The sequence below is a fragment of the Moraxella sp. K02 genome, from assembly GCF_041154755.1.
Taxonomy (GTDB): domain Bacteria; phylum Pseudomonadota; class Gammaproteobacteria; order Pseudomonadales; family Moraxellaceae; genus Faucicola.
In genome coordinates this window covers 2,305,772-2,320,245 of sequence record NZ_AP031590.1, presented here as the reverse complement: position 1 = coordinate 2,320,245, position 14,474 = coordinate 2,305,772, and the positions used below count along the sequence as shown (strand labels likewise).

At 46.2% G+C, this 14,474-nt stretch carries 10 protein-coding genes; 5 read left to right on the top strand and 5 right to left on the bottom strand.

Going from position 1 to position 14,474, the window contains the following annotated elements; translation table 11 throughout:
* The first annotated feature begins 178 nt into the window (after positions 1–178).
* A complete protein-coding gene (gene glmS / locus ACAM39_RS10475) occupies positions 179–2,017 on the top strand; it encodes a glutamine--fructose-6-phosphate transaminase (isomerizing) (protein ID WP_369627639.1) in 1,839 nt (612 codons plus the stop codon).
* Between the two features lie 57 nt (positions 2,018–2,074).
* Here the strand turns inward: glmS and ACAM39_RS10470 are convergent, their stop codons facing one another.
* The 4 genes from ACAM39_RS10470 to acs all read right to left on the bottom strand — a co-directional run bounded on the left by ACAM39_RS10470 (position 2,075) and on the right by acs (position 8,276).
* Positions 2,075–3,862, bottom strand: coding sequence for an FMN-binding glutamate synthase family protein (locus ACAM39_RS10470; RefSeq protein ID WP_369627638.1), 1,788 nt, complete (start codon positions 3,860–3,862; stop codon positions 2,075–2,077).
* 147 nt (positions 3,863–4,009) lie between these two features.
* The gene (fghA, locus tag ACAM39_RS10465; protein WP_369627637.1) at positions 4,010–4,894 is read right to left on the bottom strand and encodes an S-formylglutathione hydrolase; all 885 of its coding nucleotides are present in this window, start codon (positions 4,892–4,894) and stop codon (positions 4,010–4,012) included.
* 42 nt (positions 4,895–4,936) lie between these two features.
* Entirely contained in the window at positions 4,937–6,046 is a 1,110-nt protein-coding gene (locus tag ACAM39_RS10460) for an S-(hydroxymethyl)glutathione dehydrogenase/class III alcohol dehydrogenase (protein ID WP_248106446.1), read from the bottom strand.
* A gap of 280 nt (positions 6,047–6,326) precedes the next feature.
* On the bottom strand, positions 6,327–8,276 hold the full coding sequence (gene acs / locus ACAM39_RS10455) for an acetate--CoA ligase (protein WP_369627636.1): 1,950 nt from the start codon (positions 8,274–8,276) through the stop codon (positions 6,327–6,329).
* A 366-nt stretch (positions 8,277–8,642) separates the two neighbouring features.
* Here acs and ACAM39_RS10450 point away from each other — a divergent pair, with 366 nt between their 5' ends.
* Positions 8,643–9,995 (top strand): BaiN/RdsA family NAD(P)/FAD-dependent oxidoreductase, encoded by a 1,353-nt coding sequence (locus ACAM39_RS10450; RefSeq protein WP_369627635.1) that lies wholly within the window; start codon positions 8,643–8,645, stop codon positions 9,993–9,995.
* A gap of 169 nt (positions 9,996–10,164) precedes the next feature.
* Here ACAM39_RS10450 and ygfZ read toward each other — a convergent pair whose 3' ends face one another.
* Complete coding sequence (ygfZ, locus tag ACAM39_RS10445; RefSeq protein WP_369627634.1) at positions 10,165–10,893, bottom strand: CAF17-like 4Fe-4S cluster assembly/insertion protein YgfZ; 729 nt, start codon at positions 10,891–10,893, stop codon at positions 10,165–10,167.
* Positions 10,894–11,147: 254 nt separating this feature from the next.
* On the opposite strand from ygfZ, the gene ACAM39_RS10440 reads away from it, so the two are divergent.
* The 3 genes from ACAM39_RS10440 (at position 11,148) to lepB (ending at position 14,411) form a co-directional block, all read left to right on the top strand.
* Complete coding sequence (locus ACAM39_RS10440) at positions 11,148–11,513, top strand: zinc ribbon domain-containing protein YjdM (RefSeq protein ID WP_248147380.1); 366 nt, start codon at positions 11,148–11,150, stop codon at positions 11,511–11,513.
* Positions 11,514–11,691: 178 nt separating this feature from the next.
* The gene (lepA, locus tag ACAM39_RS10435; protein ID WP_100269413.1) at positions 11,692–13,497 is read left to right on the top strand and encodes a translation elongation factor 4; all 1,806 of its coding nucleotides are present in this window, start codon (positions 11,692–11,694) and stop codon (positions 13,495–13,497) included.
* Positions 13,498–13,505: 8 nt separating this feature from the next.
* A complete protein-coding gene (gene lepB / locus ACAM39_RS10430; RefSeq protein WP_369627633.1) occupies positions 13,506–14,411 on the top strand; it encodes a signal peptidase I in 906 nt (301 codons plus the stop codon).
* The last annotated feature ends 63 nt before the right edge of the window (positions 14,412–14,474 follow it).

Genomic DNA, 14,474 nt, shown 5'->3' with positions numbered 1-14,474 from the left:
TGAATTTTTGCCTAAATTTAACAAATTCTTGCTTAATGCGATAAACTTGCTTTATAAGATAAAGCCGTTTGGTTAAGCAACAATGAAACAATCTAACGACTGTGTAAACGGGGGGATTGTTTTTCACAGCAATCAAAGTTGATTGCTCACACCAAAAACTGGATACTAAGGAACAGTTATGTGCGGTATCGTTGGCGCCATTCGTGCGCAAGACAATGTGGTAGATTTTTTAACCGATGGCTTAAAACGCCTAGAATATCGGGGTTATGACTCATCGGGTATTGCAGTGCAAACCGATGAAGGACTCAAACGCGTGCGCCGAGTGGGGCGTGTTGCCTTGATGGAAGCCGCTGCCAAAGAGCGTGGCGTGTATGGTCACACCGGCATCGGTCATACTCGCTGGGCGACCCACGGCGGCGTCACTGAGCCAAATGCGCATCCGCATATCTCGGGTGATTTGATTTCGGTGGTACATAATGGCATCATCGAAAACTTTGAAGCTGAGCGCGCCCGCCTTCAGCAAAATGGCTATCATTTTGAGTCACAAACCGACACCGAGGTCATCGCCCATGCGGTGCATCAGCACTATGTACAAAACGGCGGTGATTTATTCAATGCAGTACAAGCGGCGACCGAGCAATTTCATGGCGCGTATGCGATTGCGGTGATTGCCAACGATAGGCCACAAAACATGGTGGTGGCGCGTATGGGCTGTCCATTACTCATTGGCTTAGGTGAACATGAAACCTTTATCGCATCGGATGTCTCAGCAGTCGTCGCCTTTACCCGTCAAATTATGTATCTTGAAGATGGTGATATTGCCCAGTTGACGGCAGATGGCGTGGCACAAATGATTGATAAACAAGGCAATCCAACGACCCGCAAAGCTACCACTTCGCAAGTGTCCTTAGCGTCTCTTGAACTAGGGGCTTATAGCCACTTTATGCAAAAAGAAATCTACGAGCAGCCAAAAGCGGTGTCAGATACCGCCGAAATTTTTTTGGATGCCGGGTTTATCGCCAACAATTTTGGTGAAAATGCTGAAGCCGTTTTCAATGATATCGACAGTATTAAGATTCTTGCCTGTGGCACGTCGTATTATGCTGCATCGACCGCCAAATATTGGTTGGAAAGTATTGCCAAAATTGCCACCGATGTCGAAATCGCTAGCGAATACCGTTATCGTGAGGTGATTGCCAATCCAAAACAATTGATTATCACCATTTCGCAATCAGGGGAAACGCTAGATACCATGGAAGCGCTAAAATACGCACAAGCCATGGGGCACAAACACAGTCTATCCATCTGTAACGTGATGGAATCTGCCTTGCCTCGCGCCAGTGAGCTGGTAGTCTACACCCGAGCCGGTGCAGAGATTGGGGTCGCCTCAACCAAAGCCTTTACTACCCAGTTAGTGGCTTTATTTGGTTTGGCGGTGACACTTGGTCGTGTGCGTGGCTATGTGGATGACACTAAACTGGTCGAATACACCAATGCGCTGCGCAGCTTGCCCAATGATATTCAATATGCGCTCAATCTTGAGCCACAGATTAGCAGCTGGTCAAGCAAATTTGCTGATAAGCCAAGCGCGCTGTTTTTGGGACGTGGTATTCATTACCCAATTGCATTAGAAGGGGCATTAAAGCTCAAAGAAATCACCTATATCCATGCAGAAGCCTATCCCGCTGGCGAGTTAAAACACGGTCCACTGGCATTGGTTGATGAAAACATGCCTGTGGTGGTGATAGCGCCAAATGACAGCCTGCTCGACAAAGTCAAAGCCAATATGCAAGAAGTCTCGGCGCGTGGCGGTGAGTTGTTTGTATTTACCGATCTTGACAGTGATTTTTCCGATAGTGAGGGCGTACACGTGATTCGCACCCCACGTCATATTGGCGTGTTATCGCCCATAGTACACACCATTCCCGTACAGTTGTTGTCTTACCATGTTGCGCTTGCCAAAGGCACAGACGTTGATAAACCCCGTAATTTGGCCAAGAGCGTCACGGTGGAATAAGCTAAGCTGATACGAAAAAAACCGCTAATCGTTAGCGGTTTTTTTGTGGACAAAGTATTAAGAAGGGTCATCATCATAGGTATAGTAGCTATTTGCGGTTTCATCAAAGCTGTCGATACGCTCAGGGTAATTGCCTTCATTAAAGCGCTTTTCGTTGTGCTCATGGGCGTGACGCACATCGTGATTATAAGCAATTAACGCCTCGTTATTTGCCAAAAAGCTATCAGGATTTGCCATGACCCACATTTGGTTAAAAACATCTGAGCGCGCCGACAAATTCAGTAACACGCCAGGTTCCGTAAAATAATAAAACTTGGATAATAGCTTAATCTGCCCATTTTCCAGCCGTCTGGCAATATGATATGCTTGTAAATCTTTTGGGTGGTGTAAACCCACCGCACCCACAATCGCTGCCAATGATTTAAGCGTGTTTTTATGAAAATTATAGACCCGCTGTGCCTTATCAGGAATATGTAATGCCCGCTGACGATAGGGGTCTTGGGTGGCAACCCCAGTTGGGCATTTGTTGGTATGACAGGCACGTGATTGGATACAGCCCACCGCAAACATAAAGCCACGCGCTGAGTTACACCAATCTGCACCTAGCGCTAGCATGCGCGCGATATCAAAGGCAGAGATGATTTTACCACTGACACCGATTTTGATTTTGTCACGCACCCCCGCACCCACCAACGTGTTGTGTACAAGCAAGAAGCCATCGAGTAGCGGCATGCCAACATTATCCATAAACTCAACAGGCGCAGCCCCCGTGCCGCCTTCTGCACCATCAACCACGATAAAATCAGGGTAATTATCTGCTTCAATCATGGCTTTGACAATCGCCATAAACTGCCAAGGCTGCCCGACACACAGCTTAAAACCAACCGGCTTGCCCCCTGATAGTTCACGCAGCTGTTGCCAAAACTGCACCATTTCACGCGGGGTAGTAAAGGCTGAATGGCTGGCTGGGGAAACGCAGTCTGCATCCATCGGCACATCACGGGTTTCGGCAATTTCGGGGGTGATTTTTTCCTTGGGCAATACCCCGCCTTTACCAGGTTTTGCCCCTTGCGACAGCTTGATTTCAATCATTTTGACTTGCTCAAGGCGCGAGCGTTCAGCGAATTTTTCGGCGCTAAACGTACCATCGTGATTACGGCATCCAAAATACCCGGTACCCAGCTCCCAAATCAAATCGCCGCCGTGTTTTTTATGGTACGGACTAATCGCACCTTCACCTGTATCATGAGCAAATCCACCAAGTTTTGCGCCCTGATTGAGCGCTTCGATTGCCGCGGCTGACAGGCTGCCAAAACTCATGGCAGAGATATTAAACACCGACATCGAGTAGGGCTGTAGACATCGTTCACCGCCCACCATAATACGAAAATTGGTTTCTTTGAGAGGATAGCTAAGGGTGGATTGTAAAAACCATTCTTTGCCAGACTGGTATAAATTTTCTAACGTACCAAAAGCATTGGTATCACTGACGTTTTTGGCACGTTGATAGGCAAGCGCACGCTGCTGGCGCGAAAACGGCACGGCGGCTTGGTCATCTTCAATCAAATACTGGCGCAGTTCAGGTCGGAATTCTTCCAATAGGTAACGAATATGTCCCGAAATTGGGTAGTTACGCAAGACGGCATGGTGTACTTGCATCAAATCATAAATGCCCACCACAAAGCCCACCAGACCAATCACTATCAGCCACCATTTGAGTAGCACAATACCCAAAGCAAGGATAGCAAAGGCAATGGCAAACACACTGTAGCGAAACATAACGCCTTGCAAATAGGGCTCTTTATGGGTAGGGGTTACCGTGATATCAGTGCGCTTGTTAACCATGACAATCTTCCTTATCAGATAAGATCGCGGACAAAATAATCATCGCAAATTTGTTATTTTAAATGATGGAGGGGGTAATGCGATGGCAAAATGAAAATGGTCAATCACTTGTCAGCCGTGTGGTGTGACAAGTGATTGTGTGTGTGCTTAAGCTTGAAGGGCAGCGGCGTGGTGCGCAAAATGGTCAGCGATAAAACTACTGATAAAATAGTAGCTATGGTCATAACCGTCCTGCATACGCAGCGTCATCGGATAATTGGCATCTTTGGCAGCTTGCGCAAAGAGCTGAGGTTTGAGCTGCTCAGCCAAAAACTCATCCCCGCTACCTTGGTCAATCAATAGCGGTAATTTTTTGCTATGCGCTGACTGCTTCATCAACGCTAAGCTATCGTAATTTGCCCAGGTGCTTTGGTCATCGCCTAGATAAGCGCTAAAGGCTTTTTGTCCCCAAGGCACTTGTGACGGTGCGACGATGGGGGAAAAAGCCGACACGCTGGCATAGCGCTGCGGATTGCGCAGGGCAATCATCAGCGCACCGTGTCCACCCATACTATGACCAAAAATACTGCGCTGGTCATTGGCAGGAAAGTGCTGTTCGATGAGATTAGGCAACTCATCGACGATATAATCATACATCTGAAAATGCGTTGCCCAAGGCGCTTGGGTGGCATTGACATAAAAGCCTGCCCCTTGCCCCAAATCATAAGCGCTGTCATCAGGCACATCGTTACCGCTTATATCGACACCCCTAGGACTGGTATCGGGTGCCACCACAATCACGTTGTGACGACTGGCATACTCAGCAAACCCAGATTTTTGAATAAAGTTTTGCTCAGTACACGTCAGCCCTGATAGCCAATACAGCACCGCAAATTTTTGAGCTGTTGTTTCAGCTGTTTCAGTGGCTTCATGGGCGATGGCTTTGGGTGGCAAATAGATGGCAAATTTCATCTCCGTGTGTGTGGTCACACTGGTATGCTGCCACACTTGTAGGTCACCACCGTGCAATTTATGCGATTCAACTTTTTTCATGGTGAATTTCCCATTCTGTTTAATGCTAAGTTCGGTAATGTTTTAGTAATGCAACACTGAACGAATGGACTTACCTTTATGCATCAAATCAAATGCGGTATTGACATCTTCAAGACCCATGGTATGGGTGACAAAAGGTGCCAGTTGGATATCACCGTGCATGGCTTGCTCAACCATACCTGGCAGTTGTGAGCGACCTTTCACCCCACCAAATGCAGAGCCTAACCAGCGGCGACCCGTCACTAATTGGAACGGACGAGTGGAAATCTCTTGACCTGCAGCTGCGACACCAATAATCACGCTTTGACCCCAGCCACGATGCGCGCATTCAAGTGCCGAGCGCATGACATTGACGTTACCGATACATTCAAAACTGTGATCCACACCCCAACCTGTCATCTCAACAATCACTTGTTGAATGGGTTGGTCATAATCTTTTGGATTAACAAAATCAGTCGCGCCAAACTCACGGGCTAACTCAAATTTTTCGGGATTGGTGTCAACCGCAATAATACGGCCTGCTTTGGCAAGTTTGGCACCTTGAATCACAGCAAGCCCAATACCGCCAAGCCCAAACACCGCGACGCTATCGCCTTCTTGTACTTTAGCGGTGTTTTTTACCGCACCTAGTCCTGTGGTCACGCCGCAACCTAATAGACAGACCTGCTCAGGATTGGCTTCAGGATTGATTTTGGCAAGCGACACCTCAGCAACGACAGTATATTCACTAAATGTTGAACAGCCCATATAGTGATAAATTGGCTGACCTTGATAGCTAAAACGGGTGGTACCATCAGGCATCACCCCTTTACCTTGGGTAGCACGCACCGCGATGCATAGGTTGGTTTTGTCACTTTTACAAAATAAACATTCACCACACTCAGCCGTATATAGCGGAATGACATGATCACCAGGTTGTACACTGGTTACCCCTTCACCGACTGCCATCACAATACCTGCGCCTTCATGACCCAAAACCGCTGGAAAAACCCCTTCAGGGTCATCGCCACTCAAGGTGAATGCGTCTGTGTGGCAAACGCCCGTATGGGTAATTTTGACGAGTACTTCGCCTTTACGCGGTGGCTCAACGTCGATTTCGACGATTTGTAATGGTTCTCCCGCAGCGAAAGCTACCGCAGCACGGGATTTGATGGGTTTGCTAAAATCTAATGGCGCTGTGGCCGCAGTCATATCAGTCATCGGTTTATCCTTGTTTATCGGTTTTATTAAAAATGCCTTTGATCGGCATTATAACATAACCAATTATCGCATGATTAAGCGCAAAATTGTAAGCAATTGAGTTTAATTAAATCATCATTAAAATTAAAAATTTGAATTGGATTTTTAAATATATTTAACAATTGAAAAACATTGAAAAACGATGAAAAAAAAACGCCTGTAGCTACAGACGTTTTTTAAATCTAAGCAGAAATTAAGCAGGTTGTTTATCAGATTTAACCACATTGATGAGGTTATCAACCACCTCGGGTTCTGCCAAGGTTGAAGTATCACCCAAACCTTCAAATTCATGCGCGGCAAGTTTACGCAGAATACGGCGCATGATTTTACCGGAGCGCGTTTTTGGTAAGGCTTCGACCAAATATAGCGAGTCTAAGTTGGCGATTGGACCAATCTCACTACGGACATGACGGTTGATTTCACCTTTGAGCATCTCGCTTGGCTCTTCGCCTGATTTTAAGATGACGTAAGCGGCAATGCCTTGTCCTTTGAGCTCATGCGGCATACCCACAATCGCCGCTTCAGCGACTGAAGGGTGCGATACTAAAGCACTTTCAATCTCTGCTGTACCTAGGCGATGCCCAGAGACGTTTAAGACATCATCCACACGACCTGTAATCCAATAATGACCGTCTTCATCGCGCAGGGCACCGTCACCTGTGAAGTAAGCGCCGGGATAGGTGCTAAAGTAAGTTTCTAAAAAGCGTTTATGGTCTCCCCAAATGGTACGCATTTGACCTGGCCAACTGTCTTTGATGATTAAATTGCCTTCGGCGGCGCCCGTTAATTCAGCACCTTCGGCATCAACAATCGCTGGCTTGATGCCATACAGCGGATTCATCGCGGCGCCTGGTTTGAGATCAACCGTATTGGGGATTGGCGTCATCAAAATACCGCCTGTTTCAGTTTGCCACCAAGTATCAACAATCGGACAACGACCTTCGCCCACCACCTTATAATACCAGTTCCAAGCTTCAGGATTGATAGGTTCACCCACCGAGCCCAACAGACGTAAGCTGGAACGGTTTGATTTACGAACGTAATCATCGCCTTCTTTCATCATCGCGCGAATAGCAGTTGGCGCAGTATACAAGATGGTAACGTCATGCTTATCAACGATATGACCGATACGCGCCCAATCTGGGTACTGCGGCACCCCTTCAAACATCACGGTTGTTGTGCCGTTGGCAAGCGGCCCATATACCACATAGGTGTGACCAGTGACCCAGCCCACATCCGCGGTACACCAAAATACGTCATTGTCTTTAATATCAAACACGTCACGGAAGGTGGATAGCGCATAGGTCAAATAACCACCGGTGGTGTGTACCACGCCTTTAGGCTTGCCAGTTGAGCCTGAAGTGTAAAGCAAAAATAGCGGGTCTTCGGCATTCATTGGCTCTGGTGGGCAGTCTTCAGAGGCGTTGTCGATTAAGTTGTGATACCAAATATCGCGGCGACCGCTCATTGGGATGGATTCACCGGTACGGTACACCACAATGACATTTTCAACACATTCGGTACCGTCATGGTCTAGCGCACGATCCACATTTTGTTTAAGCGGCGTATGTTTACCACCACGCACAGATTCATCAGCGGTGATGACAATTTTTGATTGGCTATCGATGATACGGCTAGCTAGACTGTCTGCTGAAAACCCGCCAAATACCAATGAGTGAACCGCGCCAATCCGCGCACAAGCCAGCATCGCAACCGCCGCTTCAGGAATCATCGGCAAATAAATGGTGACGCGGTCGCCTTTTTTGACGCCTTTACGACGCAGTGCGCTACCAAGGCGGCATACTTCTGAATGTAGCTCTTTGTATGAGACAATTTTATGAAGTGAGGGGTGGTCGCCTTCCCAAATAATCGCAGGCTTGTAAGGGTTTTCAGCAACGTGACGGTCAAGACAGTTGACCGATAGATTAAGCTCACCATCTTCAAACCATTTAATGCTAAAATTGTTTAGGTCATAGTTGACGTTTTTGATTTTGGTGGGTTTTTTTATCCAATCAATCCATTCAGCGCGTTTTGCCCAAAACGCTTCGTTATTTTCGACAGATTCTTGATAGGTTTCGGCGTATTTTTGGGGAGTGGTATTGGCTTTAGCGGCAAATTCAGCGCTATGAGGGTAGCTCTTCATAAAACATTCCTTGTTATGACTCGTAGGTTGGTGGGGTAATACTCTAAATGGCTACGAACTGACAAACGGCTCAAATAGGTAGCGGGCTTAACTTCAAAAATAACATTTTCACGTTGATAAGCTAACAGTAACACGGGGTATCAACAGAGCGATGAAACGAGCCATCAATAAACGTCCGCTCACTATGAAAATGCAATACAATCTAATCCTTGATTCTAGAGTGCCTTTTCCTTAGTTTGGCAAAAAATCACAAATTTTGCAATGTTACTCAGGATATTTTTAAGGATATTTTTTCAGATATTGGGCAAATATCCTTATTGTAAGCGGATTCTTATTTGGTCTTTTACCTGATAAATAGCGGTCATCATGCAGCAACAACATACTTCACCAAATACTTCACCAAAGATTGACACGGCTCAAAATCATGCTGGGTCAACAAACGCACCATCCACGTTTGCGTATGATGTCATCATCATCGGGGCAGGGGCATCAGGGCTATTTTGTGCATTGACAGCGGGCAAGCGCGGACGGCGTGTGCTCGTGGTAGATCATGCCAATAAAGCGGGCAAGAAAATCCTTATGAGTGGCGGTGGGCGCTGTAATTTTACCAACTATGACATTGAGCCCAAGCATTATTTAAGTAGCAATCCGCACTTTTGCAAATCGGCGTTGTCACGCTATCTAAATTGGGATTTTATTGGCATGGTTAGCCAGTATCAGATTCCCTATCATGAGCGTGAGCATGGACAACTGTTCTGTGATACCTCTGCCAATGATATTTTGCAAATGCTGCTGACCGAATGCCGCGCCAACCAAGTAACTATTCAACTAAAAACCGCCATCCAGCAAATCCAAGCGTTACCCGATAATACGGGGTTTGTTTTAACTGTCAATCAACCAGCTAGTCAACAGCCTCATCAACAGGCTAATCAACAAGCCAATCAAAAAAGTAGCGAGCAAATCTTAACTTGTCAATCCTTGGTAGTCGCCACAGGCGGGCTGTCAATTCCGACCATGGGTGCGACAGGGTTTGGTTACCAAGTAGCGCAGCAATTTGGGCATACCATTGTGCCAACATCGGCAGGACTCGTACCCTTTACCTTTACCGATAAGATTGGCGATGCGATTAAATCGTTATCGGGGGTTAGTTTTGAGGTCATTGCGTTTAACGAGCGTATCAGTTTTAGGTTGCCCGTGCTATTTACCCATCGCGGTTTATCCGGGCCTGCGATGTTACAGCTATCGAATTATTGGCACGTGGGCGAGCCGATTTTTATCAATTTATTCCCAAGCCTTGATATGGCAGCATTTTTAGCTGAGCAAAAAAAACAGCACCCAAAACAGCTGATCAGAACCGTACTAAATGACCACATAGGCGCGGCGGCGCTACCTAAAAAAGTGGTGGCTACTTTGCAAAATTTATTGTGGCAAGACATGGCTGAGACTGAGCTTGCCAATATCAAAGACGAGAAGTTAGCGCAGCTTGGTGAGCAGCTCAATGCTTGGCGTTTGACGCCATCAGGCACTGAAGGTTATCGTACAGCTGAAGTCACCCGTGGTGGCGTTGCTACTGATAAAGTTTCTTCAAAAACCATGCAAAGTCAGTTACAACCGAATTTGTATTTTATCGGCGAGGTGCTCGATGTTACTGGTTGGCTAGGTGGCTACAATTTTCAGTGGGCTTGGGCAAGCGGGTTTGTGGCTGGCGAAGTGGTTTAGCTATAAATATAAAATGAAAGCGGTTTAGCTATAAAATAGGTTAGGTTTGAAGTGGTTTAGCTATTAATAAACCTAAAAAAACGGTTAAAAAAGGCATCAGCAAAATGCCTTTTTTATTTTAACCCACATTTATTTTCACTTATTTACGTTAATCAAATTTGCTGGGTGTTTAATGTTGGCGCGCAACCGGTTGTTGCAGTGCTTGAGGTAACTCAAGAATGGTCAGGTTACTAGCGGCAATATCATCGGGACGCGCCACCACCAAGGCTTCAAAACCTGTCTCAGTAGCAATGCTATTGACCACATCGACACTGCCAATTTTTTCACCTGCGTTGGGTACATCACCGGTACCTGCTACGCGGTGGAGCCAAGCTTTTGGGCTGGCTTTAAAATATAACCGCGCAATGATTTCTTGGCCTAAATAACAGCCTTTATCGTAGTCAACCCCGCCTTGTTGGTGTAGACGCAACTCTTGGGGTTGCCACAAGCCTGCGGTGGCTTTGACAATCCAGTAATTGCCTGTAGCGATACTCGCTTTTTGCCATGCTTTGCGGTTAGCGTCGCTGTCAGAGCCATTCTCTGATTCACTAAAACTAGGTACCCCATTGTCCACAACCGTAAAAATATCACGTGGGGCTGATAGGGTAAGTTTTGAGAACGCCGCATATTTTTTGATATGCTTGGCAAACTCATCGGCACAGTCTTGGCTGATGACGATTTGGTAAGCGTCATCCGCTATTTTTCTAATCCAAATACCCAATGCAACGCGCCCTTTGAGATTACTAATCGCGGTCGCTTGGTATTGGTCGCTGAGTTTGGTGACGTTGCAGGTTACTTGTCCTTGCAAGAATTTTTGGGCATCGGCACCGGTTATATCAAAGACGACGAAATCTGTCATGGTGGTTCTCTTTTTATTTGCTAAAAAAATTATGATCAAAGTTTTGCACAATTGGGCTCGGACTGCAATCATGCTTTATTAGGTTATGCTTAACTAAGTTCTGCTTTAAGTTCTGCTTGACTAAGTGCTGTTAGTAGGTCATTTGTCAGAGGATTTGTCTGTGCTGGCTGATTACTATTATTGGGGCGACTTATCGCGTACAATACCCTACCTAACGACTGTTAAATTCTTTCTAAGATAATTGAGCGTGTGCTATGAGTTTACCTGCCTGTCCCCCATGCCCCAAGTGTAAAGAAAATTATACCTACCAAGATGGTGATTTACTGATTTGCCCGATGTGTGGCTTTGAAGCACAGCAGCAGGCATGGCAAGCGGGCGAAACCGAAGCAGCCAGCGAACAAGTTATTAAAGATGCCGTCGGCAATGTGCTACAAGATGGGGATAGTGTGACGGTTATTAAAGACTTAAAAGTCAAAGGCGCAAGTACCCCCATTAAAGTTGGCACCAAAGTCAAATCCATTCGCCTGCTCCATGATGCGCCCGATGATCATGATATTGATTGTAAAATTGACGGTTTTGGCGCGATGAAACTCAAATCCAGCGTCGTCAAAAAAGCCTAGTTCGGGGATGGTTTGGGGCTCTGGGTTTGCAACAGATATTGACACCCAAAGCTTATCTTTTTTTATGGCCTCCCAAAAGCTGTCGCAATAAATTCAGTAGGTGATTGTAGAAAAATACGTTACAATAAGGCTATTTTTCTACAAATTTAATCATATACTTTTTTGTTAGTAGGTAATTGTGACCGCCTTATCTCATATTCGTAATTTTTCTATTATTGCCCATATTGACCACGGTAAATCCACGCTTGCCGACCGCATTATCCAAATGTGTGGTGGTCTACAAGCACGTGAAATGCAGGCGCAAGTACTTGACTCGATGGATATTGAGCGCGAGCGCGGTATTACCATTAAAGCCCAATCTGTCACGCTGTATTATAACCACCCAAACGGTGACAAATACCAATTTAATTTTATTGATACCCCAGGGCACGTCGATTTTTCGTATGAAGTGTCGCGTTCACTGGCAGCTTGCGAAGGCGCTTTGCTGGTGGTTGATGCCGCACAAGGCGTAGAAGCGCAGTCGGTTGCCAACTGTTATACCGCGATTGAGCAGGGGCTTGAAGTATTACCGGTACTCAACAAGATTGACTTACCGCAAGTCGATCCTGAACGTGTGATTCAAGAAATCGAAGACATTATCGGGATTGAAGCGATGGATGCACCGCGCGTGTCGGCCAAGACAGGGGTGGGCGTGGATGATTTGCTACAAGCGATTGTTGAGCGTATTCCCGCGCCTGAAGGCGACCGTGATGCCCCTTTGCAAGCGTTAATTATTGACTCATGGTTTGACAATTATCTTGGGGTTGTGTCACTGGTACGTGTGCGCCAAGGCACGCTCAAAAAAGACGATAAAATCTATATCAAATCGACCAAAGGCACCCATATTGTGACGTCAATTGGGGTATTTACCCCAAAATCGTTTGAGACCAATATCTTAGAAGCCGGCGAAGTGGGGTTTGTGATTGCCGGTATCAAAGACATTGGCGGCGCGCCTGTGGGTGATACCATTACCCTTGCCAAAACCCCAGATGTCGATAGCATACCAGGGTTTAAAAAGGTCAAGCCGCAAGTTTATGCCGGTATGTTCCCTGTCGATTCGAGTGATTTTGAGGCGTTTCGTGAAGCGCTACAAAAACTGCAAGTCAATGACGCTGCGTTGTTTTTTGAGCCTGATACCTCTGATGCACTTGGGTTTGGTTTTCGCTGCGGTTTCTTGGGGATGCTGCATATGGAAATCATCCAAGAGCGTCTTGAGCGTGAATATGACTTAGATTTGATTACCACCGCCCCGACCGTTATCTACGAAATCAAAAAACGCGATGGTGAGATTATCCAAATCGATAACCCATCAAAAATGCCTGACCCAGGTCTGATTGATGAGTTTCGTGAGCCGATTGCGCGCTGTCACATTCTGGTGCCACCCGATTATCTGGGTAACGTGATGACATTATGTATCGAGCGTCGTGGTATCCAAGTTGATATGAAGTTTATGGGACAGCAAGTGCAGTTGACCTTTGATATTCCGATGGGCGAAGTGGTCATGGACTTTTTTGACCGTCTAAAATCGGTGTCACGTGGCTTTGCGTCACTTGATTACGGTTTTGAGCGCTTTGAAACAGATAAATTGGTGCGGGTAGATGTACTCATTAATGGCGAAAAAGTTGATGCGCTGGCGATGATTTGCCATGCTGAGCAAGCGCGCTATCGCGGTAATCAGCTGGTTGAAAAAATGAAAGAATTGATTCCGCGCCAAATGTTTGATGTGGCAATTCAAGCGGCGATTGGTAGCCAAATCATCGCCCGTAGCACCGTCAAAGCCATGCGTAAAGACGTACTTGCCAAATGTTATGGTGGTGACGTGTCACGTAAGAAAAAACTACTGTCAAAGCAAAAAGAAGGTAAAAAACGCATGAAGCAAGTGGGACGTGTTGAGATTCCACAAGAAGCGTTTTTGGCAGTGTTAAAAGTGGATAATCAGTCATAGAGGCAAGTATGGATTTTGATTTTAATTTGATTCTTGTCCCTGCGACCTTGATTTTGGGCGCTATTTGGCTACTGGATAAATTGGTACTAAAGCAAAAGCAAAGCAAAGGATTGGAGAAATCGACTGCGCCGGTGCGATGGGCGTATGATTTTTTTCCGATTTTAGCGATTGTGCTCGTAGTGCGCTCGTTTTTGATTGAGCCGTTTAATATTCCCTCATCGTCGATGGTGCCAACCCTGTATACGGGTGACTTTATTGCGGTCAATAAATACGCGTATGGTATTCGCTTGCCACTGGTGAATACCAAGGTGCTTGATTTAGGCGCGCCACAGCATGGTGATGTGGTGGTATTTCGCTATCCTGAGAACCCAAAAATTTATTATATCAAGCGGGTGATTGGCGTGGGTGGTGATACGGTGAGCTTTAACAACGGGCAGTTAAGCATCAATGGCAAAGCGATTGCGACCACGCCAGCAAGCTTTACTCCCGACCCTAAGATGACAGCGCAGCTATATCCGCCAGGTAAAACCGAGACCGGTGAGGTTGTGACAGCTGAGCAAGCAGCGCAACTGGGCAATCAAGAAGAATTGTCTGCCAAATACGTGCAAGAATCACCTAGCAGCAATCATCAACATTTGGTGCGCTATTTGGGTGACAAGAATTGGTATCAATATGCCAGCTTTTTGCAGCAAGCGTCACCTCAATTGATGGCGAGCCAAGGTCAACAATGGCAAATCAAAGTGCCTGAAGGACACTATTTTGTGATGGGCGATAACCGTGATCGCAGTGCTGATGGTCGTTTTTGGGGGTTTGTGCCCGATCAAAATTTAGCGGGTAAAGCCGTGTATGTGTGGACGCACAAAGCCAGTGGATTAAGTCTACCCACCTTTAATCGCAATGGCGCAATACACTAACCGCTTACTCTAAAAAATTGGATATCAAAGCCTTTGTTGTTGAGAATATTTAATTAACTAAGG